Genomic DNA, 23817 nt, shown 5'->3' with positions numbered 1-23817 from the left:
CTTTCCGACTTGATACAATTTGATACAGTTGAGGATGCGTCGATGGCCTGTAACAACTTACCACTCCTTCGGTTGATACTTGCTCTGTCGAGCAGAATAAAACTCTTACGCTGAGTAATATTCACCATTGATCATGACCATTCAAAAAACGTTGAGGATTTTTCGGTCACAACGCTTTGAAGGGAGGCTTTCCGAATCGCCCCGATGCCCTAGGGGTCGTTGACAAAGGGCGTGGTGCCGGCCCATTTCATGCGGATGAGCGACAAGACGATCAAAGGCCCGGCGTCGTATTTTCCGTCGATCGAGAAGACGTATGGACGGCCGATTTCGGAGTGGAAGGCGCTGGTGCGCGCGGCGCTGCCGGCCCGGCACATGGAGCTCGTCGCCATGCTGAAGACCCAGCACGGCATGGGGAACGGCCACGCCAATGCCCTCGTCGCCCACACCCTCGCCGAGGACGGCGGCCGCTAGAGTGGGCCTCTGCCGCCTCTTGCATCCCCGGCCCATCTGTCCGATATAGGCGCCGGGAGGTTGGCGGTGGACGAGCCACTCGCCAACCGGGTCAGATCCGGAAGGAAGCAGCCCCAACGAGCCCGGATCGGGTCTCTGTCCAGCCTCCCACCCTGCATGCCGCTTGACGCCCCATCGGGACGCGCCGCTGCCATGACAACGACGCCGCCGGCCGACGCGCCCACCATCCTTCCTTTCGTCAAGCACCACCGGGACGGCAGCCTCTGGGCCCGTGGGCAGACCTGCAACGGCGAGCCGACAGGCTATTGGGAATGGTTCCGCCGCGACGGCACGCGCCTGCGCTCGGGCATGTTCGACCAAGGGCGGCAGGTTGGCGCGTGGACCACTTATGACAGCGCGGGAAAGGTCTACAAGGTCACGACGATGAAGCCGTCGCCCTGATCGGCCTTTCGCCGTCCCCGCCTTTTTTGAGCCGCCCGTGGCCGTTGCGTTGCCCCATTGCCCGCCCGCGATGCTATGAAGGGCCCATGAGCGCCGACACCCCCGACATGTCCGACCTGACGCCTGCAACCGATGACGGGCCGGGCTTCGACCTTGGCCCGGTGCCGGCCGTGCCGGCGGCAGCCGCCACGCCCTATCGCGTGCTCGCCCGCAAATACCGGCCGCAGACCTTTGCCGACCTCATCGGCCAGGAGGCGATGGTCCGCACACTGAGCAACGCCTTCACCTCGGGGCGCATCGCTCAGGCCTATATCCTCACCGGCGTGCGCGGCGTGGGCAAGACCACCACCGCCCGCATCCTCGCCCGCGCGCTCAATTACGAGCCGGCCGACGGCCCGGTGGGCGGGGGCGCCCCCACGCTTGATATGCCGGTGCTCGGCCGCCACTGCCGAGACATCATCGAGAGCCGCCATGTCGACGTGCAGGAGATGGACGCCGCCTCCAACACCGGCATCGGCGATATCCGCGAGATCATCGAGGCGGCGCGCTACAAGCCGGTGCTGGCGCGCTACAAGGTCTTCATCATCGACGAAGTGCACATGCTCTCCACGGCGGCCTTCAACGGCCTGCTGAAGACGCTGGAAGAACCGCCCGAGCATGTGAAGTTCATCTTCGCCACCACGGAAATCCGCAAGGTGCCGGTCACGGTGCTCTCGCGCACCCAGCGCTTCGACCTGCGCCGGGTCGAGGCCGGCACGCTGGCGCGCCACCTCCACGGCATCTGCACGGCGGAAGGGGTGAATATCGACGCCGAGGCGCTGAGCCTCATCGCCCGTGCGGCGGAAGGCTCGGTGCGCGACGCGCTCTCGCTGCTCGACCAGGCCATCGCCCATTCCGGCGGCCAGACCTCCGGCGCCATGGTGCATGGCGAGCAGGTGCGGGCGCTGCTCGGCCTCGCCGATCGCGGCCGGGTCATCGACCTGTTCGAGGCGCTGATGAAGGGCGACATCGCGCAGGCGCTGACCGAACTGCGCGAGCAATATGATTCCGGCGCCGACCCGGCGGTGGTGATCGCCGACCTCGCCGAGTTCACCCATCTCGTCACCCGCATGAAAATCCTGCCCGAGACGGCGGATGACGCCGCTCTGGTGGAAGCCGAGCGCACGCGCGGCCGCGATTTCGCGCGCGGCCTGTCGATGCGGGGGCTCTCGCGCGCCTGGCAGATGCTCACCAAGGGGCTTTCCGAGGTGCAGCAGGCGGCCAAGCCGATGCAGGCGGCGGAAATGGTGCTGGTGCGCCTCGCCTATGCCAGCGATCTGCCCACCCCGGACGAAGCGCTGCGCCGCCTGCGCGACGGCGCGCAGGAAGCACCCGCCCCCCGGCCTTCCGGCGGCGGCGCCGGAATGGGCGGTGGCTCCGGCGGCGGTTCCGCCATGGCGGCGACCGCGCCCCGCAGCTATGCGGCACCGGTCTCCGCCCCCTCGTCCGCGCCCAGCGCGGCGAGCCACCTCTCGGTCGCGTCCCGCAGCGCGCCACAGCCGGCCGCGCCCGTGGCACAGCCCGCGCAGGCGGCCGCGCCGGCCCCGGGCCTTGCGGTGTCGAGCTTCGAGGACCTCGTGGCGCTGGCCGCGTCGAAGCGCGATCTCAAGCTGAAATTCGCGCTGGAGAACCATCTGCGCCTCGTTGCCTTCGAGGATGGACGGCTGGAAGTGGCGCTGGCGCCGGGCGGCTCGACCCACCTGATCCAGGAACTTCAGTCAAAAATCTCGGAATGGACGGGACGGCGCTGGCTGGTCGCCCTCTCGCGCGAAGAGGGCGAGCCGACGGTCGCCGAAAAGGCCGCCGCCCAGCGCGACGCGATGATGACCGGCGTGCGGGCCGACCCCTTGGTGGCGGCGGCGCTGGCCCGGTTTCCCGGCGCGGCGATCGTCGATGTGCGCTCGCTCGCAACCGAAGAGCCTGCCGGCGACTTCACCACCGATACCAACGACGCCGATCTGATGGCCGCCCGCGACGACGGGCCGGGCGCGGACGACGACATCGAATTCTGACACAGGAGCAGCGGATGAAAGACCTTCTCGGCATCATGTCCAAGGTGAAGGAGATGCAGTCCAAGATGGAGCAGCTCCAGGCGGAGCTGGAAGCCATCGAGGTCGAGGGCGCCGCCGGCGGCGGCATGGTCACGGTGCGCCTCACCGCCAAGGGCGCGCTGCAGGCGATCCATGTCGACCCGAGCCTGCTCAACCCGGACGAGGCGGAAATCCTGGAAGACCTGATCGTCGCCGCCCATGCCGACGCGCGCGCCAAGGGCGACCGCATCGTGCAGGAAAAGACCCAGTCGATCACCGCCGGCCTGCCGATCCCCCCGGGCATGAAGCTGTTCTGAGCGACGGCAGAGCGTTGCGCCCGCTCCCCCTCTCCCCGTCGGGGAGAGGGTTGGGGTGAGGGGCCTTCTCTGTCGCCCCGGACACGCCCCGGGGGGGCCCCCCCCCCCCCCCCCCCGGGCCCCCCCCCCCCCCCGGGGGGGGGGGGGGGGGGGGGGGGGGCCCCCTTCTCTGTCGCCCCGGACACGCCCCGCCCCCTCACCCGCCGCTGCGCGGCGACCTCTCCCCTCGGGGAGAGGTATAGAACATCCGGACCTGACGCCGCTCAGCCCCTCGCCTGCCCTTCCACGACGACCATCACCGCCGCCGCGATGTCATCGGCCTGCGCGGCAAGCGGCCCCTTGATCCGCCCATAGAGCGCGAACACCGCCGGCTGCACCACGCAGCCCAGCGCCATGGCGCTGGCGAGGGTGACGCGCCCGGGCGGAACGCCGGCCCCGCGCAGCATCTGCGCCACCGCTTCCACCACATTGGCCTCCGGCGCCTCCGGGACCAGGCCAAGATGCTCGTGCTGGTGGATCAGCAGATAGGCGAACAGCGCCGGCTCGGCGTCGAACAGCGCGCAGGCCAGGCCCACCACCGCCCGCAGCTTGCGCTCCAGTTCCCGCTCCGCCGCGTCGATGGCGCAGATCTCGGCCGCCAGCGTCGCGTAGCGCGTGAGGAAAAGCTCGCGGGAGAGCTTTTCCTTGGAGGGAAAATGCCGGTAGAGCGCCCCCTCGCTCACCCCCACGCCCAGCGCGATATCACGCACCGAGGTGCCGGCCACGCCTTTCTGCGCGAACAGTTCCAGCGCCACCGCCTCGATCCGCGCGCGCGTGTCGGCGCCATCGCGGCCCCGGCGGGCGGGCGCCGCCCTCATGCCCCGTCTCCGACGGTGGCCCGCGCGGCGAGCATTTCCAGCGCGAGGGTGCGCGCCTTGGTGAAGTCCACCTTGCCCGAGCCGAGCAGCGGCAGGTCGCCCATGCGCAGGATGTCGGCCGGGATCATCAGTTCGCTCACGCCGCGCTCGCGGCCATGCGCCTGGAGGGCGGCGCGGGTGAGGTCCGGCGCGGTGGTCATCAGGATGATGCGCTCGCCGCGCCGCGCGTCCGGCACCGCCACCGCCACATGCTCGGCATCGGGCCGCAGCGCCGCGACCATGGCGTCGATGGCGGCGAGCGAGATCATCTCGCCGGCGATCTTGGCGAAGCGCTTCACCCGGCCACGAATGGCGACGAAGCCCTCCTCGTCGAAGGCGACGATGTCGCCGGTGTCGTACCAGCCCTGCTCCGGCGGCTCGATCACGCCCGGCGCCTCGGCGCGGAGATAGCCGAGCATGACGTTCGGCCCGCGCACCTGCAGCCGCCCGCCCTCCTCGATGCCGGGCATCGTCTCCAGCCGGTGGTGGATGCCCGGCAGCATCCGCCCCACCGTGCCGACGCGGTTGAACATCGGCGTGTTCACCGCCAGCACCGGCGCGCATTCGGTGACGCCATAGCCTTCCAGAATGCGGTGGCCGAACTTCTCCATCCACACCCGCCGCGTCTCCGCCTTCACCGGCTCGGCCCCCGCCACCACGAAGCGCAGCGAGCGGAAGTCGTAGGGGTTGGCGGTGCGGGCATAGCCCATGAGGAAGGTGTCGGTGCCGACAATGGCGGTGGCGTTGGTGGCGTAGACCAGTTCCGGGATGATCCGGTAGTGCAGCGGCGAGGGGTAGAGATAGGTCTTCAGCCCCGACACCATCGGCAGCACCAGCCCGCCGGTCAGCCCGAAGGAATGGAAAACGGGGAGCACGTTGAACATGATATCGGCGGGCGAGAAGTCGATCCGCGCCGCGACCTGCGCCACATTGGTCAGGATGTTGCGGTGGGAGAGCACCACGCCCTTCGGCGTGCCCTCGGAGCCGGAGGTGAACAGCACGAAGGCCGGCTCGTCCGGGTCGGCCGGCTTGGGTGCGGGCAGCGGCAGCATGGCGCGGATCTTGTCCGTCGTGGTGACGGAGGCGCGGATCTCCTCGCTCATCAGCACGCGGACATGCTTTTCGAGTTCCGCCACTTCCGCCTCCAGCCGCGCCTTCTCGATGAAGGCGCGCGAGGCGACCACCAGCTTCACCTCCGCCGCCTTGCAGGCGAGGACGAGATTGGCGGGGCCGGCGGTGTAGTTCAGCATCACAGGCACGCGGCCGTGGCGGGAGAGCCCCATCAGCACCACGGCGATGCCGGCGGCATTGGGCAGCAGCACGCCGACCTTTTCGCCCGGCGCGGTTTCCCTGGCCAGCTTGTCGCCGAGGATCTTCGCTCCGAGCAGCAGCTTGCGGTAGGAAAGGATGGTGCCGAGCGGGTCCTCCAGCACGATGCGCCCCATGCCGAGCCGCACCGCCGCGTCTTCCACCGCCTGATAGACGGTGACGTTGGTGTGGCTGGTCTCGAAGACGAGGTCGCTCATCACGTCGTAGAGCGCCGCGCCGGCTGCCCGGCGACGCTTGCGGCCGAGCAGTTCGCGGTCGACCTTCAGCTTGCGCGGCGGCAGGATGGTGACGCGCACCTTGGGAAACAGGCGCTTGCGCGTCTGCTGGCCATCGAGGCGGGAGAAATAGGTCTGCTCCAGCCCCTCGATCCGCACCGGCACGACAGGCGCGTCCGCCTTGTCGGCGATCAGCGCCGAACCGTCATAGATCTTCATGATCGAGCCGGTGACGGTGATACGTCCCTCGGGGAAGATCACCAATTGCTCGCCCTGCTGCACCTGGCGGATCAGGTCGCGGGTCGCCATCGGCTTGGTAGGATCGAGCGGGAAGGCCCGCACGAGGCTGAGGAACGGCTTCACCCACCAGGCCTCGGCGATGGCGCGGTCGACGGCGAAGACGGGATCATTGTCGAGCAGCGCCATGATCAGGGGCGCGTCGAGGAAGCTCACATGGTTGATGGCGATCACCGAGCCGGGCCCGGCGGCCTTGAGATGCTCGGCCCCCGTCACCTCGACGCGGAACAGCACCCGGAACACCAGCTTGATCAGGTCGCGCAGCACCTGGCCCTGGAAGGCGCGGCCGGCAAGGATGGCGACGACGAGGCTCGCCGCGCCGATCAGCCCCAGCAGGGCCGGGGCGCCGAAGCCGGCGAACTGGAGCCCGGCGACGATGACCGCACCGGCCACCATGAAGGCGGCGTTCAGCACGTTGTTGCCGGCGATCACCCGGGCCCGGCGGTCCTCGCCTGCGGCGGCCTGGACAAAGGCGAAGGTCGGCACCACGAAGGCGCCCCCCGCCGCAGCGAGGCCGATCAGCCCGATGGCGGCGTGCACGCCTGGGCCCGAGGTGAGGAATTCATACCAACCGATCGGCGCGGACGTCGGGGTGAGCGAGCCCATGAGCAGCGCCAGGTCGATGGCGAAGACGCCCATCAGCAGGCCGGCGACCGGCACCAGCGCCAGCAGGATGTGGCCTTCCGACAGCTTGGCGGCCAGCGTCGAGCCGATGGCGACGCCGATGGTGAACAGCACGAGGAACAGCGTGACCACGCTCTCCACCCCGCCGACATTCTCCTTCACCAGCGTCGGCAGCAGCGAGAGCACCACCGCCCCCACCAGCCAGAACCAGGAGACGATGAGCGCGCCGCGCCAGATGGGCTTCTCGGCGCGGATATCGGCCAGCAGCGTCATCGTGCTGCGCCAGATATTGCGGTCGATCACGAGATCGGGCGCGCCCGGCAGGGTGTGGGGGATTCCCCGCGCCGACAGCCAGGCGATCACCGCCAGCACGAAGGTGAAGCCGGCCACCGCCCATTCCCCGGTATGGGTGAAGGCCAGCGCCCCGCCCACAGTGCCGCCGAGAATGGCGGCGAAGGTCGCCATCTCGATCAGCGCGTTGCCGGAGACGAGTTCGTCCTTGGCGAGGTGGTCGGGAAGGATGCCGTATTTCACCGGCCCGAACAGCGCGCTCAGCGTGCCCATGAAGAACAGGCCGACGAACAGCAGCGGGATGGACTGGATGACGAAGCCGGCGCTGGCGATAAGCACGATCCAGATCTCGGCGAACTTCACCCGCCGGGCGATCAGCGACTTGTCGTAGCGGTCGGCAAGCTGGCCGCCGAGGGAGGAGAACAGGAAGAAGGGCAGGATGAAGATGCCGCCGGCCAGCGTGACCAGCGCGCCGCCATTCGTATGGGCGATGCCGTAGAGGATGAGCAGCGCCATCGCGTTCTTCACGAAATTGTCGTTGAAGGCAGCGAAAAACTGGCACCAGAACAGCGGCGCGAAACGCCGGGCCGTCATCAGCCGTGTGAACATCCTCGATCCCCTCACCGCATTGTCAGTGAGCGATCACTTACATAAAGCGAAATGGACGTCAACTACCCTTCCTGACGGCGGCCTTTTACATCGGCACGCCGAGCAGCGCCGCGCCCAACAGCAGGCCGTCATGAGCGGCGAGTTGCAGCCGCGACGGCGTTCCCGCCCCATGCAGCATCAGCGTAGTGCCGAGGCTTGCCAGCGCCCAGCCGGCGCCCACCGCGAGGAAGGCGATGGCGATCGTCACCGCCTCGTGTGCCTGCGCCACCATCGCCGCCGCGCCCAGACACAAAGCCAGAGCGAGCAGCGCCAGCGTTGTCGCTCCGATCCACCGCGCCAGCACCCCGCCCGCCAGCGCCGGGGCGTACATCGCCACCACATGCCAGGCGACGACGCCTGATATCAGCGGCACGCCCACCCCGCAGCCGGCCAGCGACAGCGGCGCGCCGGCCATGGCGGAGGTCATCGCCCCCCAGGCCAGCGCGCCGATCAGCGTCGGCAGAAGCAGCGTCCGCCACGCGGTCGTCGGCGGGCGGGCTTCCGTCGCTTGCATCGCCTCAACGGTCTGTTTGGCATGGGAAAAACGCGCCTGTGGCAGCGCGACGGCGAAGCCCAGCGCCCCGAGCTGCGCCAGCGCGGCGAGGATCAGCGTGCCGGCGAAGGTGTAGGGAGCGAACGCCGCCTCCGCCATGCCCGCCAGCAGCGGCCCGGCAAGGCCGGCCAGCGCCCCGGCGCCGATGAGCCGCGCCACCACGCCGGCCCGCGCGCCAGTGGCCGAACCCAACGCCGCCGCGTGGCGGTAGAACATGCCGAAACCCTGCGCCGCCCCGAGCCAGGCGGCGCCCAGCACCAGCATCGGGAAGGCCCCGAGCATCATCGCATAGGCCGCCACCAGCCCGCCGGCGACGCCGAGGCTGGCGCCGAGCGCGAAACCGGCGCGCCGGCCGAAATTGTCGAGCAGAAAGCTGGCGGGAAGGCTGGCCAGCGCCGCCCCGAGCAGCAGCGCGGCGAGCGGCAGCGCGCCAAGTTCCGGGCGCGGCGCCAGCATGGCCCCGGCCAGCGGCAGCACGCCCAGCGTCAGCGCCTGCGCCAGCACGACGAGGGCAAAGCCGCCGCACAGCCGCCCGATGCCGGGCGCGCGGCGCAGCGGGCGCGGCGTGTCTTCCGGGCAGGCGCAGCCGAGCCGTCCCGCCCGCGCCGCCTCCACGTCGAACAGATCGCCGGCGCTCATCCGCGCGGCTCCCGGTCGCCGGACCCGTGGCGCAGATCGTCATCGGAGAGAACGCGCACCGCCGCCCCCTCGATGTCGTCATATTGCCCGGCGCGCAGCGACCACAGAAACGCGACCAGCCCCAGCAGGCCGAGGCTCAGCGCCGCCGGCACCAGATAGAGAAGCACGCTCATCTCGCCACCTTCCCGCCCGCCATCTTCCCATCCGTCCGTGCCCGCAGCGCGTTGAGCGTCACGATCACCGACGAACCGGACATGGCGAGCGCGGCCACCAGCGGTGTCACAAAGCCGGCCACCGCCAGCGGCACGGCGATGAGATTGTAGACCACGGCGATCATCAGGTTCTGCCGCATCAGGTGCCGCGCCCGGCGGGCGACCTTGATGGCCGTCGCCACCGGCGCCAGCCTTTCGCCGAGAAACACCGCGTCGGCCTGCGCCCGCGTCACATCCGCCGCGCTGATCGGCGAGAGCGAGACATGGGCGCTGGCGAGCGAAGGCGCGTCATTGAGGCCGTCGCCCACCATCAGCACGCGGCGCCCCTTGGCGGCGAGGCTCTCCAGCACGGCGATCTTGTCGCCCGGCCGCATCTGCGCCCACCATTCCGCCACGCCAAGCCGCGCCGCCACCGGCGCCACCGCCGCCCGCCGGTCGCCCGAGAGCAGCACGATGTCGAGGCCGGCCGCGCGGAGTTCGTCCATCACCTCGGGCGCATCGCGGCGCAGCGCCTGCCTTATGTCGAGCACCGCGCAAGCCTCGCCCAGCCGCACCGCGACCCGCGAGGCGTCGGGCGCGGCATCGGCACGGGCGCCCGCCAGCGCCTCGCAGCCGCAAAAGGCCGGGCTGCCGAGCCGCGCCGTCACCCCGTCGATCTCCGCCTCGACGCCTCCGCCCGGCACTTCGCGCACCGCGTCGAGCGGGCGCGCGTCCGGGTGGGCGGCGGCGATGGCCCGCGCCAGCGGGTGGGTGCTTGCCAAAGCGAGCCGCGCCGCTGCCGCCAGAAGGGGCGCCGGCACGGTGGAGGTGTCGGAGAGGCTCGACTCGGGCAGGGTCAGCGTGCCGGTCTTGTCGAAGGCCACGGTGTCGATCTCGGCCAGCCGCTCGAACGTGTCGCCGGAGGCGATCAGCACCCCGGCCCGCATCAGCGTGCCCGCCGCCACCACCTGCACCGCGGGCACGGCGAGCGCCAGCGCGCAGGGGCAGGTGATGATGAGCACCGCCACGGCGATCAGCACCGCCTGGTGCAGCGAGGCCCCGGCGATCAGCCAGCCGACCAGCGCCAGCAGCGCCGTGGTGTGCACCATCGGGGCGTAGAGCCGGGCGGCGCGGTCGGCGAGCCTGATATAGCGCCCGCGCGCGGTCGAGGCCTTGTCGAGCAGCCGCTCGATCTCGTCGAGAAACGTGTCCTCGCCCGCCGCAACGGTGCGCAGCCGCAGCACGCCGTCATGGATGAGGCTGCCGGCATGCACCATGCCGCCGGCCCCCACCGCGCGCGGCAGCGTCTCGCCCGTCACCAGGCTCTCGTCGACCGAGGCGGTGCCGGAGAGCACCAGCCCGTCCACCGGCGCGCGCTCGCCCGCCCGCAGCATCACCTCGTCGCCCGGCTTCACGGCGCCGGCGGGCACGGTGACAAGCCGGCCATCGGCCTCGATGCGGTTGGCGGACACGGCCTTCAGCGCGGCGAGATTGCCGGCCTCCGCCCGCGTGCGCCGGCGCATCGCATGGTCGAGAGTGCGCCCGGCGAGCAGAAAGAAGAGCAGCATCACGGCGGAATCGAAATAGGCGTGCTCGGCATGGTGCAGCGTCTCGTACACCGAGACGCTGAGCGCCAGCAGCACGCCGAGCGTGATCGGCACGTCCATGTTGAGCGAGCGGGCCCTCACGGCCCGGATGGCGCTCTGGAAGAAGGGCTGGCCGGCATAGGCGGCGGCGGGCAGCGCGATCAGTGCCGAGAGCCAGTGGAAAAAATCGCGCGTCTCGGGGGTGATGTCGGTCACATTGCCCGACCACACCGACACCGAGAGCAGCATGATGTTCATCGCCGCGAAGCCGGCAACGCCGAGGCAGCGCAGCAAATGGCGGGAGGTGGCGTTGTCGATCGCCTCCAGCCGGTCGGCCTCGAAAGGCCAGGCGCGATAGCCCGCCTTGGCCAGCGCCTCCAGCACAAGCGCCGGCGCCGGCTCGGCCCGCGCCTCCCAACCGATGGTGAGGCGGTGGGTGGTGTAGTTCAGCCGCGCGCGCGCCACCCCCGGCAGCGCTTCGCACCCGTCCTCGATCTCGTCGATGCAGGCGGCGCAGTCGATGCCCTCGACCGCAAAGGCCATCTCCGCCTGCCCGGCGGGGTCGCGGCGCAGGAACAGCGAGTAATCCTGCGCCACCGGCGCGGCGGCAACCGGCGCTGGCGTCGCGGGGAAAAGAAGGGCCTGCGTGGCCATGGGTGGGTCTCCCGCCGCTACCGGATGACGACGCGGTTGGTGGAGCGGAACAGGCGCTCGCCCTCGCGGCTGAGTTCGATCACCAGTTCCCACTGCCCGGACGCCACCGTGTCATCGGCACGCCACCGGCCCGCGCTCACCCGAACCGGATCGAGTGTCACGTCGAGCCGCCGGTTCGTGGGGTGCTGGAGCGTCACGGCGAGCACCGCGTCGGCGATCGGCCGGCCGGCGGCATCGCGGGCCGACACATCGACCCGGCCGGGTTCGACATGGGCGTCGACCTGCCAGTGGCGGGCCTCCTGCGCGGCTGCGGCCTCGCTTTCGGCGCGGAAGGCGAGCCCGGCCTTGTAGGAGCTTTCCGTCTCCACCCCGCCGAAGCTCGTCACCGCCGCCCGCACGAGGAAGAAGTTGGCGGTAAAGATCACGCCGAAAAAGGCGAGGAAGCAGATCAGCACGGTGCGGCCCGTAAGAGGCCGGCCGTTCCCGTCGTCGAGCCCGTTCACAGGCGAGGCCATGGTCGTCCTCCGGTTTTCAGGGACCCTTGAAATGGTCGGGCGCGGTCGTCGTCTCGCCGCCGATCACGTCGGTGACGGAGAACACCACCGGCAGCGAGGCATTGGCCGGCAGCTTCGCGGCGGTGGAGACCAGCGCCCGCAGCTCATAGGTCTGGTCCGGGCCGACCTCGACCACGGGATGGCCGTTTTCGGTCTGCGAGAGGCCGCCGACGATCTCCAGCCGCCCCTCCGGCACCCCGTCCACCGCAATGGCGAAGCGGCGCGGCAGGGGCTGCTTGTTGACGATGCGCAGCGTGTAGGCATTGCGCAGCGCCCCGTCGGAGAGGCGCACGAAAAGCGGGTTGCGGTCATGGATGACGGACACGCCCTCCGAACCGCGCATGGCCAGCGCGGCGACCATGATGGCGCCGATGAGGAGGATCAGCCCCGCATAGAGCAGCGTGCGGGCGCGAAACACCTTCGCCACCGGCGCCAGCCCCTGCTGGCGGCGCTCGATGTTCATCTCGGTGTCGTAGGCGATGAGGCGGGTCGGCCGCCCGACCTTGCCCATCACCGTGTCGCAGGCGTCGATGCACAGGCCGCACTGGATGCAGGCGAGCTGGCTGCCGAGCCGGATGTCGACCCCCGTCGGGCAGGCGGCCACGCATTGCCGGCAGTCGATGCAGTCGCCCGACGGCACGCCGACTGCGCGCAGCGCCTCGCTCTTCTTGAGCGAGCCGCGCGGCTCGCCGCGATCATGGCGATAGGTGACGTTGTAGGCGTACTCGTCCGTCAGCGCCGCCTGGATGCGCGGCCACGGGCACATATAGGTGCACACCTGCTCGCGCATATGGCCGGCGAGCACATAGGTGGTGAAGGTGAGGATGGCGATCCAGAGATAGGCGACCAGCGGCGCGGTGCCGGTGAAAAGCTGCCAGACCAAGGTCGGCGCGTCGGCGAAGTAGAGCACCCAGGCGCCCCCCGTCCACCACGCCACCATCAGCCATAGCGTGTGCTTGGCCGCCGCCTCGAAGGCCCGCTGGGTGCGCGAGGCGGTCTTCAGCTTCTCGCGCCGCTCGCGCGGGTCGCCCTCGACCATGCGCTCGATGGCCTGGAACAGGTCGGTCCACACGGTCTGCGGGCAGAGATAGCCGCACCAGAGCCGGCCGGCGACCGCGTTCATCAGGAACAGCACCAAAGCGGCAAGGATCAGCAGGCCGGTGAGGTAATAGATTTCCTGCGGCCAGATCTCGATGAAGAAGAAATAGAACCGCCCGTTTGCGAGATCGACCAGCACCGCCTGCGAGGGGGCGTTGGGGCCGCGGTCCCAGCGCAGGAAAGGCAGCAGATAGTAAATGCCGAGGGTGACGATCAGCAGCGCCCACTTGATGCGGCGGAAGGTGCCGTGCACGGCGATGGGGTAGATGCGGCGCCGGGCCTCGTAGAGGGGGGCCTCGTCGTCATAATCCGGCGGTTCGAGCCGTTCCACCTTGGTCGCCATGTTCATGTCGGTCCCCGAAGCCTGCGGTCCGCGCCGGCATGGAGGTGTTCTAAACCCGCCTGTCGCGGCCGTTGATCCGGGGCTTGCCGGGCGGAAAAATGCTTATGCGGCGGGACGTCGCTGAGACGCCCCGCCGCATCGCTCACCCCCCTGCATGCACGCGCTACCGCCCGCCCCCGAGCGCATGCACATAGACGGTGAGGGCCTTGATGGTTGTGGGGTCGAGCCGCCCGCCCCAGGCCGGCATCATGCCGGCGCGGCCATTCGCGATGGTGGCGATCACGCTGTCGCGGCTGGAGCCGTAGAGCCAGATGCCGTCCGTGAGGTTGGGGGCGCCCAGCTCCACATTGCCCTTGCCGTCCGCGCCGTGGCAGGCGGCGCAATTGGCGGCGAACACTTGCCTGCCCTTGGCGAGGTCGGGCGTGACCCCGGCCGGCACCGGCAGGGCGGAGAGCGAGCGCGCATAGTCGGCCACCGCGACGATCTCCGGCCGCGCCAGCATGGCGTCGCGCCCGAAGGCGGGCATGTCGCCGAGATGGGCGTCGGCATCGGTGGAGCGGATGCCGTGCAGGATGGTCTGCTGCACCTGCTCCAGCGAGCCGCCCCACATCCAGTCGTCGTCGTTGAGGTTGGGATAGCCGATGGAGCCGGCGGCACCCGTGCCGTGGCACGGCGCGCAATTGTCGCCGAAGGCGGCGCGGCCCTGGGCTCGGGCGAAGGCGAGAAGCTCGGGGCTGGCCTCGATCTGTTCGAGCGAGGCGTCCTGCAGCTTCTGCGCGAACGCCCCGCGCTGGGTGCGCAGGTCGGCCAATTGCACCTGCACCGCGTCGCGCGACGTCCAGCCGAGCACGCCGGAGGTGTAGTTGGACACCAGCGGCCAGGCGGGGTAGGCGATCCAGTACAGCACCGCCCAGACGATGCAGGCGTAGAAGGTCCACAGCCACCAGCGCGGCAGCGGGTTGTTCAGCTCGCGGATGCCGTCCCACTCGTGGCCGGTCGTCGAGACGCCGGTGACGGCGTCCACGTTCGTGTGATGCTCGGCCATGGTCAATCCTCGCGCAGCGGCATGCGGGCGGCGTCTTCAAACTGCTTGCCGCGCCGGGGCGAAAGCGCATAGGCGAGCACGCAGAGGAAGATGCCGACGAAGTAGAGAAGCCCCCAGGTCTGGGCGAATTCGGCGAGGGCGCGATAGGTCTCGTTCATCCCGGCCTCCTCAGCGGATGTTTGCCTTGTCGTCGTAGAGCTTGAAGTCGACCATGGTGCCGAGCGCCTGCAGGTAGGCGATCAGCGCATCCGCCTCGGACAGCACCCTGGGATTGCCGTCGAAGTCGCGCTGCTGCGCGCCGGGATAGCGCTCCACCAGCCCGTCGGCGTCGGCATCGGGGCTGGCCTGCGCCCGCAGGTCGGCCAGCGCCTCGGCCACCATCGCGTCGGAATAGGGCACGCCGAGCACGGCGTTCACCTTCATGTCGTCGGCGATCTCGTAGGTCTTGAGCGGCGTCTTCGCGAGGAAGGGATAGCCCGGCATGATCGAGCCCGGCACCACCGAGCGCGGATCGGCGAGGTGCTGGCGCTGCCATTCGTCGGAATATTTGTTGCCAACGCGGGCAAGGTCCGGCCCGGTGCGCTTGGAGCCCCACTGGAACGGGCGGTCATACATGCTCTCGGCCGCCAGCGAGTAATGGCCGTAGCGCTCCACCTCGTCGCGCAGCGGGCGGATCATCTGCGAGTGGCAGTTGTAGCAGCCCTCGCGCACATAGATGTTGCGCCCGGCCAGCTCCAGCGGCGTCCAGGGACGCACGCCGGAGACCTTCTCGATCGTGCTCTTGAGGTAGAACAGCGGCACGATCTCGACCAGGCCGCCAATGGCGACCACGATCAGGATGCCGATCATCAGCCAGATCGAGTTCTTCTCGAAAAAAGCGTGCCGGGCCCAGACGGATTTCTTGGTGGCGATGTCAGCCATGGTCGGGGTCCTCACTCAGCCGGCACGAGGGAAGGGTGGCGCAGGTCGGTGCCGGCCTCCGCCAGATCCGGCTGCCTGATCGTCATGAACACGTTGAACGCCATGATCAGCGCGCCGACCAGGAACAGCACCCCGCCCACCGCGCGGATGATGTAGAAGGGGTGCATCGCCTCGACCGTCTCGATGAACGAGTATTCGAGGAAGCCGAGCGAGGTGTAGGCGCGCCACATCAGGCCCTGCAGGATGCCCGACACCCACATCGCCGAGATGTAGAAGACGATGCCGATGGTCGAGATCCAGAAATGCCAGTTGACGAGGCGCAGCGAATACAGCTCGCGCTTCTGCCAGAGCCACGGCACCAGGCAGTAGATCGCGCCGAAGGAGATGTAGGCGACCCAGCCGAGCGCGCCGGCATGCACATGGCCGATGGTCCAGTCGGTGTAGTGGGAGAGCGAGTTGACCGACTTCACCGACATCAGCGGCCCTTCAAAGGTGGCCATGCCGTAGAACGCGACCGACACCACCATCAGGCGCAGCACCGGGTCGGTGCGCAGCTTGTCCCAGGCCCCCGAGAGCGTCATCAGCCCGTTGATCATGCCGCCCCAGCTCGGCATCCACAGGATGATCGAGAAGGTCATGCCCAGCGTCTGCGCCCAGTCCGGCAGCGCCGTGTAGTGCAGATGATGGGGGCCGGCCCAGATGTAGATGAAGATCAGCGCCCAGAAGTGGATGATCGACAGCCGGTAGGAATAGACCGGCCGGTCGGCCCGCTTGGGAATGAAGTAATACATGATGGCGAGGAAGCCGGCGGTGAGGAAGAAGCCGACCGCGTTGTGGCCATACCACCACTGCACCATGGCATCCTGCACGCCCGACCAGACGATGTAGGATTTCGGCGAGAACACCGACACCGGGATCGCGGCGTTGTTGCCGATGTGCAGCATCGCGATGGTGACGATGAAGGCGAGGTAGAACCAGTTCGCGACATAGATGTGCGGTTCCCGCCGGCGCCAGAGCGTGGCGAGGAACACCAGCAGATACGCCACCCACACAGCGGTGAGCCACAGATCGGCGTACCATTCCGGCTCGGCATATTCCTTCGACTGGGTGATGCCGAGGAGATAGCCGGTGCCGGCGAGAAGTATGAAGAAATTATAGCCCAGCACCACGAACCACGGCGCGAGATAGCCGGCGAGGCGGGCGCGCGAGGTGCGCTGAACCACATAGAACGAGGTGCCGATCAGCACATTGCCGCCAAAGGCGAAGATCACCGCCGACGTGTGCAGCGGGCGCAGCCGGCCGAACGCCGTCCAGGGCAGATCGAGGTTCAGCCAGGGAAAGGCGAGCTGGAAGGCGATGATAACGCCGACCAGGAAGCCGGCAATGCCCCAGAACATCGCCGCGATGGTGGCGAACTTTACCGGGCCGAAATTGTAGTTCGGCTTGCCCTCGATCTCCCGCGCCGGCAGGTCCGCCGGGCGGTCGACATAGCGGTTGAGGATGACGAACACCGCCGCCAGGCTGGCGAAGGCGGAGAGATAGGCGTGGAAGGCATAGGCGGCATCGTGCGTCTTCGCCGCCACGGTAATGCACGCCAGCGCGAGGACCGCGAAGACGAAGGCGAGACCGCCCTCGCCGAACGTCATCTTCTTGCCGCTCTGGTCGACGCCCGGTTCGGTGGCACCCGAGCCGCCTGCCTCGCCGGCGGCGCTGTGTAGCTGCGTCATTCGACCCTCCACGTTCCGATCGGCCGATCTGGAACGACTCCATGATGTGGGGCGAGCTTTCGCGCCGGAGGCCGGCGACAACCTTGATCCACATCAAGGCTAAGGGTCTTCACGGACGCGGGGAGCCGGCGGCCGAATGCCGCGCATTGGATCGGCCGCCCTCCCCGCGGGATCGTCATCCCGGCCGGAGCGAAGCGGAGAGCCGGGACTGCTCTCCATCCGGAAAACGACCCCGGATCGGCCGGCGGCCGTCCGGGATGACGACCGGAGGACATCCCTCGCCTCACCTGCGCCCTTGCGGCGGTTCGCCGATGGCGTCTAAGACGGAACACGCCGCAGGCGCGGCGGGCCAGAAGACAGGGCAATTCATGATCCGCTTTCTCTTCCGCTTCGTGGGGCTGTGGGTTCTCGCCGGTGCCTTCGTCGCCCTGGTGCTGGACGGCGTGCGCTCGATCGCCTCGTCGGAGATCGTCACCACCCCGCTCGGCGTCACTTGGCTCGCCGTGAGCCCGGACCTGCTGGCGCGCTTCCAGGCCTTCGTCGAGGGCAGCGTGTCCGTGACGGCGTGGGAATATCTCGTCGTGCCGGTGCTCGGCGCGCCGCTCTTCGCGGTGCTCGGCGTCGCCGGCGCGCTGCTGCTGCTGATCGGCCGCCGCCCCGCCGCGTGAAGGGCCGCGTGATGCCGGGCGCGTGATGGCCTCCGCCCTCGCGCGAAGCCCGGTCACTCCCCATATTGGCGTCAGTCCATGAAGGGATGTGCCCCATGTTCTTCTCCAGGAAGAGTATCGACCTGCCGACCCCTGCCCAGGCGCTGCCCGGTCGCGCCCGGGAACTGCCGACCGCCCGTACCCATGCGGTCAACGGCCACGCGCTGAAGGGCCCCTACCCGGAAGGCTTCGAGACCGCCATTTTCGGCCTCGGCTGCTTCTGGGGCGCCGAGCGCAAGTTCTGGCAGACGCCCGGCGTGTATGTGACCGCCGTCGGCTACATCAACGGCATCACGCCGAACCCGACCTATGAGGAGACCTGCACCGGCCTGACCGGCCATGCCGAGGCGGTGCTTGTGGTCTATGACCCCTCTAAGGTCAGCTATGCCGAGCTTCTCAAGCTGTTCTGGGAAATCCACGACCCCACCCAGGGCATGCGCCAGGGCAATGATGTCGGCACCACCTACCGCTCCGGCATCTATGCCACCTCGCCCGAGCAGCGGGCGCAGGCGGAAGCCAGCAGGGCGGATTACGACGTGGCTCTGAAGGCCAAGGGCTTCCCCGCGATCACCACCGAGATCGTCGACGCCCCGCATTTCTACTTCGCCGAGGACTACCACCAGCAGTATCTCGCCAAGAACCCGAACGGCTATTGCGCGCTGAGCGGCACCGGCGTCTCCTGCCCCATCGGCACCGGCGTGGCGGCCTGACCAGACAGGGCGCGGCGGGTTTTCCCACCGCGCCCGACGCGCCCGCTCAACCGCCCACCTGTCGATTCCTGCACCTATCCTCCCCGCTTCTTCCTTTGCCGGGAGGCATCATTGTAACGTTCGCGCCTCGCTGATCGAACGAGGAACGCGCCCGTGACCTCCTTCCGCCCCCTCCTCTTGCCCTTGGTCGCCCTGCTGCTCCCGGCCGGCGCCGCGCTGGCGCAGCAGCCGGCAGCGGCCCCGGTGCCCAAGCTGCCGGCCGTGCTGCGCGATGCGCGCTATTGCGAGCTGGTCGCGGTGCACCTGACCCTGGAGGGCCTCAAGGCCTCGGTCTTCAACACGCTCGGCTTCGACGACTGCCCCGCCGACAAGTGGGACGCCCTCACGCGGCGCGAACTGTTCCGCCAGTTCGACACGCTTGCCGTCGTCATGAACGGCCCGCGCCATTTCATCATGGACGGCATCATCGCCTCGGGCGAGACGAAGACCGGCGAGGTCATCACCGTGGGCGGCATCGTCATGGCCAGGCGCGCGGAAATCGCGCTGTCGCTGCATCAGGCGATGGGGCCGGCCTATACCGAGCAGACCATCGACCGCGAGACCACCTATCGCTTCGATGGCGGCAAGCCGGTGTTCCAGCTCAACGGGCCGGACGGTGCGGTCTATGTGATGCAGGCCTATGCGCAGATCGTCGATCCCACGCTGAGCTATGCCGACCTCGCCGGTCTCGGCAGCCGGCTGAAGTCGCCGGCGGGCTGGAGCTACAGCACCCGCACCCCGGACCAGGACCTTCTGCTCACCGCCAAGGGCACCGCCATCGTCATCCAGGACGAGCTGAAGAACACCTACCAGAAGGTCGTGGCAAACTGAGGCGCGGCGGCTCTGCGCGGCGCGCGCAGCCGCCCCCTGTCAAGCCCCCTTGCCGCCATCGCGGCGCCGTGGCACCCATCTCGCACCCGCGAGAGGCGGGGTCAGGCCAGGGTGACGGACGCATGGAAAAGGTCATCGAACGCATCATCCTGCTCAGCCGCTGGATCATGGCGCCGTTCTATCTCGGGCTGGTGATCGCGCTGGCGGTGCTGCTCTACAAATTCGGCGTCGAGCTGTTCCATTTCGTCACGCACGCGGCGCAGTTCGACGAGAGCGACACCATTCTCGGCATCCTGGCGCTGGTCGACCTCACCTTCACCGGCAGCCTCGTCATCATCGTCATCTTCTCGGGTTATGAGAATTTCGTCGCCAAGATCGACGGCTCCGGCCATGCCGCCTGGCCGGAATGGATGACCAAGGTCGATTTTTCCGGCCTCAAGCAGAAGCTGCTGGCTTCCATCGTCGCCATCTCCGCCATCGCCCTGCTGAAGGCGTTCATGAACCTCGATCGCGGCGTCGATGAAAAGCAGCTCATGTGGCTCGTCATCATCCATGTCGTGTTCGTGCTCTCCGGCGTGGTGCTGGCGTGGACCGACCGATTGTCGGAAAAGAGCCACTGACTTTTTCCCGAAAAATCTCGTTCATTGACTTTAATGGACGAGAATTTTATGTGATAAGTTGAACGAACTCCTTCGGACGACCGCCGCGATGACCGATTCCGCTCCCGCCACCCCCGCCGCCGGGCGCCGCGCCGCCCGCGCGCCGGCGCGCATGGCTCCGCTCGCCCGCCTGCCGGTGTTCTTCGCGATGGCCGGGCGCCGGGTGGTGCTGGCCGGCGGGTCGGAGGCGGCGGCGTGGAAGGCGGAACTGCTCTCCGCCGCCGGCGCGCATGTCGAGGTGCTGGCCACCGAGCCGTGCGAGGATCTGCTCGCGCTCGCCGCCGCGCCGCCGGACGGCCCGCTGCTGCTCATCGCCCGGGACTGGACGCCCGCCGACCTCACGGGCGCCGCGCTCGCCATCGGCGCCTTCGAGGACGACGAGGAATGCGCCCGCTTTGCGCAGGCGGCGCACACAGCCGGCGTGCCGGTCAATGTGGTGGACAAGCCGGCCTTCTGCGACTTCGCCTTCGGCGCCATCGTCAACCGCTCGCCCCTCGTCATCGGCATCTCCACCGACGGCGCCGCCCCGGTATTCGGGCAGGCGGTGCGCGCCAAGATCGAGGCGGTGATCCCGCAGGGCTTCAAGCGCTGGGCCGAGGCCGCGCGCGGCTGGCGCCCGTCCGTCGCCGCGCTCGCGCTCTCCTATCAGGGCCGCCGCAGCTTCTGGGAGCGCTTCACCCGCGCCGCGCTGGAGACGCCCGAGGCCGAGCCCTCGGAGGCCCTGCGCGAAAGCCTGCTCGGCCGCGCCGAGGTGGAACGCACCGACACGCCGCGCGGCTCGGTCGCGCTGGTCGGCGCCGGCCCGGGCGACCCGGAACTGCTGACGCTGAAGGCCGTGCGCGTGCTGCAATCGGCCGATGTCGTGCTCTATGACGACCTTGTCGCGCCGGCGGTGCTGGATGTCGCCCGCCGCGAGGCGAGAAAGATGCTGGTCGGCAAGACCGGCTACCGCCCCTCCTGCAAGCAGGACGACATCAACGCGCTGATGGTCTCGCTGGCGAAGCAGGGCAAGCGCGTGGTGCGCCTCAAGGGCGGCGACCCCATGGTGTTCGGCCGTGCCGGCGAGGAGATCGCGGCGGCGCAGAAGGCCGGCCTGCCGGTGGAAGTGGTGCCGGGCATCACCGCGGCGCAGGGGGCGGCGAGCCGGCTCACGCTCTCGCTCACCCATCGCGACCATGCCCGCCGGCTGCAATTCGTCACCGCCCATGCGAGAGACGGCAAGCTGCCGCGCGATCTCGACTGGCAGGCACTGGCCGACCCCGCCGCCACCACGGTGGTCTACATGCCCCAGCGCACCTGGGGCGAGCTCGCGGGCAAGGCGATGGAGGCCGGGCTCGACCCGGCGACGCCGGCCATCGCCATCTTCTCCGCCACACGGCCCGAGGAGCGGCAGGTGCCGGCCACCGTCGGCACGCTGCAGACGGCGCTTGAGGCGGCCGTGGCCGACGGCGCCGGTGGCCCGTGCCTCATCCTGTTCGGCCACGCCATCGGCGAGGCGGCCGCCTTCGCGCTGCCGATTGAGGCGGAAGAGAACGCCCACGTCGCGCAGGGGTAAGCCCGTTTCCCGGACCAGCGGCACAGCGTGCCGCGCCGCTCCGGGACCCAGGGGGAACCCCGCGCAGCGCCCAAACCTCACAGAGAGTGCGGCAGAAGGGTTATTCCTGGATCCCGGCGCGGCGCTTCGCCTTCGGCTCCGCTGGACCGGGAAACTGTCCCACTAGCCGATCCGCTCTTCCAGCGTCGCATAAAGCGGGTTTTCCGCCGCGAACACATAGTCGAGCGGGCCGACCGACACCGTCGCCGCGCCCTGCTCGCGCAAAAACACCGCGAGCGCGTGCAGCGTGTCCGGCGGGCAGTGCAGCGTCACCATGCCGGACGAGGTCGGCGCGCCGAACGGCGCCAATGCGCGGAAGCGGCGCACCGCCTCCTGCACCACGCCGGCGTCGCAAGCGGCGAAGCGGGTCTTCACCTCGCGCATGGTCGCCGCGCGCTTGGCGGCGGTGACGCGGTCGAGCAGCGCCCGCGCCGCCGCCTTCGCGGCCGGGTTCCAGTCCGCGTGCAGGGAGGCAACCAGATTGGCCTCCGAGCGCAGGATGACGCCGTCGTCGATCACCTTCAGCGCGTTGGCCGCGAGCGTCGAGCCGGTCGTGGTGATGTCGACGATCAGCTCCGCCGTGCCCGCGGCCGGCGTGCCCTCGGTGGCCCCGAGGCTCTCGACGATGCGGTAGTCGACAATGCCGTGGCGGGCGAAGAAGCCGCGCGTGAGGTTGAGATATTTCGTCGCCACCCGCACCCGCCGGCCGCGCGTGGCGTGGAAATGCGTCGCCACGTCGTCGAGGTCGCGCATGGTGCGCACGTCGATCCACGCCTGCGGCACCGCCACCACGACATTGGCCTGGCCGAAGCCCAGCCCCTCGATCAGCAGCACCTTGGAATCGGCGTCCGGGATGCTCTCGCGCACCAGATCCTCGCCGGTGACGCCCAGATGCACCGCGCCGGCGGCGAGCTGGCTGGCGATTTCGGACGCCGAGAGATAGGCGACCTCCACCCCTTCCACCCCGGTCAGCATGCCGCGATAGTCGCGGGACCCGCGCGACTGGGTCAGCGACATGCCGGCGCGGGCGAAGAAGCCGGTGGCGTTTTCCTGCAGCCGGCCCTTGGAAGGCACGGCGATGATCAGCGGTGCGGTACTCACGGGCGGGCCTCCACGGCGTCGAGACGGCCGAGCCACACCGCGAAGCCGACGGCGGGGATCGGTTCGCCGGCACCGAGCCGGCCGAGCAGCCCGTCATAGCGCCCGCCCGCCACCAGCGGCGCGCCGGCCCCGTTCTCGTGCAGCTCGAACACCATGCCCGAGTAATAGTCGAGCGGCCGGCCAAAGGCGGCGGCGAAGGAAAGCCGGCCTGGCTCGATGCCCTGCGCGGCGATGAAATGGGTGCGGGTCTCGAAGGCGTCGAGCGCGCGGCCGAGATCGAGCCCCGCCTCGCCCGCCAGCGCCCGCAGGGTCGCCGCCGCCTGGTCGGGATTGCCGGCAATGGCGAGATAGCGCTCGATCACCGCCACCTTCTCGGCCGAAAGGCCCTCGCCGTCGCCGGGCGCCGCCTGTTCGAGAAAGCGCTCGGCGATTTCCGACACGCTGCGCCCGCCCACGGTGGAGATGCCGGCAATGGAGAGCAGGTCCGTCACCAGCGCGCGCGCCGCGTCGGGGTCGGAGCCCGCCAGCGCCGAGAGCACGCCGGCATGGGCGGTGACGCCGCCGGCCTCCGGGCGCTGCTTCAACAGAGCAAGGTCGGCACCGAGATCGCCGGAGCGGGCGAAATCCTTGATCAGCCGCCGCCGCCACAGCGGGGGCAGGTTCAGCGCGTCGAGCAGGGTGGCGAACAGGCCGGCATCGCCGAGCCGGATGGTGGGGTCGATCACCCCCCACAACGCCGCCGTCTCCAGCCCCAGCGCCAGAAGGTCGGCGTCCGCCGCCTCGCGATCATGCCGGCCGAAGGATTCGACACCGGCCTGCAGCAGCTCGCCGCCCGGCACGTCGGAGCGGAACACCGGGCCGAGATAGGCGAAATCGCGCGGCTGCGCGGCGCCCTCGCCGATGTAGTGGCGGCACACCGGCAAGGTGAGGTCCGGCCGCAGGCACAGCTCGTTCCCCTCCGGATCTGTGGTGATGAACATGGTGCGCCGCATTTCCTCGCCCGAGAGGTCGAGAAAGGCGTCGGCCGGCTGGAGCACCGGCGGCTCGACGCGCGCGAAGCCGGCCCGCGCATAGAGCGCGAGCAGTTCCTCGGCGTGGCTTTGGTCGGCGGGCATGGGCGGGTCCGGTCTGCGGGTAAATGGGCCGTTGATGAAGCTGCGCGCTTCTAGCAAAGCCCCGCGCCCCGGTCCATGCGGGGGGCGCGAACATGGTTTCCGGGCGGGAGTGTCCCGGACAAGCGAAGCCGCAGGCGGAGCGCCGATCCGGG

22 protein-coding genes and 1 other RNA gene are annotated in these 23817 nt (G+C 69.4%); 10 read left to right on the top strand and 13 right to left on the bottom strand.

Annotation, left to right across the window (positions count from 1 at the left end; translation table 11 throughout):
* The first annotated feature begins 255 nt into the window (after positions 1 to 255).
* From EV667_RS02995 to EV667_RS02975, 5 genes are all read left to right on the top strand, one after another.
* Positions 256 to 471 (top strand): DUF4287 domain-containing protein, encoded by a 216-nt coding sequence (locus EV667_RS02995; protein WP_131834988.1) that lies wholly within the window; start codon positions 256 to 258, stop codon positions 469 to 471.
* A gap of 54 nt (positions 472 to 525) precedes the next feature.
* Positions 526 to 623: signal recognition particle sRNA small type (gene ffs, locus EV667_RS02990), an RNA gene on the top strand.
* A 40-nt stretch (positions 624 to 663) separates the two neighbouring features.
* Positions 664 to 912, top strand: coding sequence for a toxin-antitoxin system YwqK family antitoxin (locus tag EV667_RS02985; protein ID WP_131833835.1), 249 nt, complete (start codon positions 664 to 666; stop codon positions 910 to 912).
* Between the two features lie 86 nt (positions 913 to 998).
* Positions 999 to 2963: a DNA polymerase III subunit gamma/tau gene (locus EV667_RS02980; RefSeq protein WP_131833834.1), complete on the top strand. Its 1965-nt coding sequence runs from the start codon at positions 999 to 1001 to the stop codon at positions 2961 to 2963.
* Between the two features lie 14 nt (positions 2964 to 2977).
* The gene (locus tag EV667_RS02975; protein WP_131833833.1) at positions 2978 to 3298 is read left to right on the top strand and encodes a YbaB/EbfC family nucleoid-associated protein; all 321 of its coding nucleotides are present in this window, start codon (positions 2978 to 2980) and stop codon (positions 3296 to 3298) included.
* 263 nt (positions 3299 to 3561) lie between these two features.
* Here EV667_RS02975 and EV667_RS02970 read toward each other — a convergent pair whose 3' ends face one another.
* From EV667_RS02970 to ccoN, 11 genes are all read right to left on the bottom strand, one after another.
* On the bottom strand, positions 3562 to 4155 hold the full coding sequence (locus EV667_RS02970) for a TetR/AcrR family transcriptional regulator (protein ID WP_131833832.1): 594 nt from the start codon (positions 4153 to 4155) through the stop codon (positions 3562 to 3564).
* The gene (locus EV667_RS02965) at positions 4152 to 7559 is read right to left on the bottom strand and encodes an acyl-[ACP]--phospholipid O-acyltransferase (protein WP_131833831.1); all 3408 of its coding nucleotides are present in this window, start codon (positions 7557 to 7559) and stop codon (positions 4152 to 4154) included. The genes EV667_RS02970 and EV667_RS02965 overlap by 4 nt, the downstream gene beginning before the upstream one ends.
* 85 nt (positions 7560 to 7644) lie before the next feature.
* Positions 7645 to 8790 carry an MFS transporter gene (locus EV667_RS02960; RefSeq protein WP_131833830.1) on the bottom strand — a complete coding sequence of 382 codons (1146 nt, stop codon included), beginning with the start codon at positions 8788 to 8790 and terminating at the stop codon, positions 7645 to 7647.
* The gene (ccoS, locus tag EV667_RS02955; RefSeq protein ID WP_131833829.1) at positions 8787 to 8963 is read right to left on the bottom strand and encodes a cbb3-type cytochrome oxidase assembly protein CcoS; all 177 of its coding nucleotides are present in this window, start codon (positions 8961 to 8963) and stop codon (positions 8787 to 8789) included. The genes EV667_RS02960 and ccoS overlap by 4 nt, the downstream gene beginning before the upstream one ends.
* Complete coding sequence (locus EV667_RS02950; RefSeq protein ID WP_131833828.1) at positions 8960 to 11221, bottom strand: heavy metal translocating P-type ATPase; 2262 nt, start codon at positions 11219 to 11221, stop codon at positions 8960 to 8962. Before EV667_RS02950 ends, ccoS begins: the two co-directional genes overlap by 4 nt.
* A 17-nt stretch (positions 11222 to 11238) precedes the next feature.
* Complete coding sequence (locus EV667_RS02945) at positions 11239 to 11736, bottom strand: FixH family protein (protein ID WP_131833827.1); 498 nt, start codon at positions 11734 to 11736, stop codon at positions 11239 to 11241.
* Positions 11737 to 11752: 16 nt separating this feature from the next.
* A complete protein-coding gene (ccoG, locus tag EV667_RS02940) occupies positions 11753 to 13222 on the bottom strand; it encodes a cytochrome c oxidase accessory protein CcoG (protein WP_131833826.1) in 1470 nt (489 codons plus the stop codon).
* A 157-nt stretch (positions 13223 to 13379) separates the two neighbouring features.
* Positions 13380 to 14261 carry a cytochrome-c oxidase, cbb3-type subunit III gene (ccoP, locus tag EV667_RS02935; RefSeq protein ID WP_131833825.1) on the bottom strand — a complete coding sequence of 294 codons (882 nt, stop codon included), beginning with the start codon at positions 14259 to 14261 and terminating at the stop codon, positions 13380 to 13382.
* Between the two features lie 2 nt (positions 14262 to 14263).
* On the bottom strand, positions 14264 to 14419 hold the full coding sequence (locus tag EV667_RS02930) for a cbb3-type cytochrome c oxidase subunit 3 (RefSeq protein ID WP_131833824.1): 156 nt from the start codon (positions 14417 to 14419) through the stop codon (positions 14264 to 14266).
* 10 nt (positions 14420 to 14429) lie between these two features.
* Positions 14430 to 15182 (bottom strand): cytochrome-c oxidase, cbb3-type subunit II, encoded by a 753-nt coding sequence (gene ccoO, locus EV667_RS02925; protein WP_131833823.1) that lies wholly within the window; start codon positions 15180 to 15182, stop codon positions 14430 to 14432.
* Positions 15183 to 15193: 11 nt separating this feature from the next.
* Positions 15194 to 16828: a cytochrome-c oxidase, cbb3-type subunit I gene (ccoN, locus tag EV667_RS02920; RefSeq protein ID WP_131834987.1), complete on the bottom strand. Its 1635-nt coding sequence runs from the start codon at positions 16826 to 16828 to the stop codon at positions 15194 to 15196.
* Between the two features lie 449 nt (positions 16829 to 17277).
* Here ccoN and EV667_RS02915 point away from each other — a divergent pair, with 449 nt between their 5' ends.
* The 5 genes from EV667_RS02915 to cysG all read left to right on the top strand — a co-directional run bounded on the left by EV667_RS02915 (position 17278) and on the right by cysG (position 21410).
* Complete coding sequence (locus EV667_RS02915) at positions 17278 to 17577, top strand: hypothetical protein (protein ID WP_131833822.1); 300 nt, start codon at positions 17278 to 17280, stop codon at positions 17575 to 17577.
* Between the two features lie 95 nt (positions 17578 to 17672).
* Positions 17673 to 18326, top strand: a complete 654-nt coding sequence (msrA, locus tag EV667_RS02910) for a peptide-methionine (S)-S-oxide reductase MsrA (protein ID WP_131833821.1) — start codon at positions 17673 to 17675, stop codon at positions 18324 to 18326.
* A gap of 153 nt (positions 18327 to 18479) precedes the next feature.
* Positions 18480 to 19196 carry a hypothetical protein gene (locus EV667_RS02905; RefSeq protein WP_131833820.1) on the top strand — a complete coding sequence of 239 codons (717 nt, stop codon included), beginning with the start codon at positions 18480 to 18482 and terminating at the stop codon, positions 19194 to 19196.
* A 122-nt stretch (positions 19197 to 19318) separates the two neighbouring features.
* Positions 19319 to 19816 (top strand): TIGR00645 family protein, encoded by a 498-nt coding sequence (locus EV667_RS02900; RefSeq protein ID WP_131833819.1) that lies wholly within the window; start codon positions 19319 to 19321, stop codon positions 19814 to 19816.
* An 88-nt stretch (positions 19817 to 19904) separates the two neighbouring features.
* Positions 19905 to 21410, top strand: coding sequence for a siroheme synthase CysG (gene cysG, locus EV667_RS02895; RefSeq protein WP_131833818.1), 1506 nt, complete (start codon positions 19905 to 19907; stop codon positions 21408 to 21410).
* Positions 21411 to 21572: 162 nt separating this feature from the next.
* Here cysG and hisG read toward each other — a convergent pair whose 3' ends face one another.
* Together hisG and EV667_RS02885 are read right to left on the bottom strand one after the other, a co-directional pair.
* The gene (hisG, locus tag EV667_RS02890; protein WP_131833817.1) at positions 21573 to 22550 is read right to left on the bottom strand and encodes an ATP phosphoribosyltransferase; all 978 of its coding nucleotides are present in this window, start codon (positions 22548 to 22550) and stop codon (positions 21573 to 21575) included.
* Positions 22547 to 23665, bottom strand: a complete 1119-nt coding sequence (locus EV667_RS02885; protein ID WP_131833816.1) for an ATP phosphoribosyltransferase regulatory subunit — start codon at positions 23663 to 23665, stop codon at positions 22547 to 22549. The genes hisG and EV667_RS02885 overlap by 4 nt, the downstream gene beginning before the upstream one ends.
* Positions 23666 to 23817: the final 152 nt, after the last annotated feature.

The organism is Ancylobacter aquaticus, assembly GCF_004339465.1.
Classification (GTDB): domain Bacteria; phylum Pseudomonadota; class Alphaproteobacteria; order Rhizobiales; family Xanthobacteraceae; genus Ancylobacter; species Ancylobacter aquaticus.
Note: the sequence above shows the minus strand (reverse complement) of the source record. Positions and strands in the feature narration are given on the sequence as shown.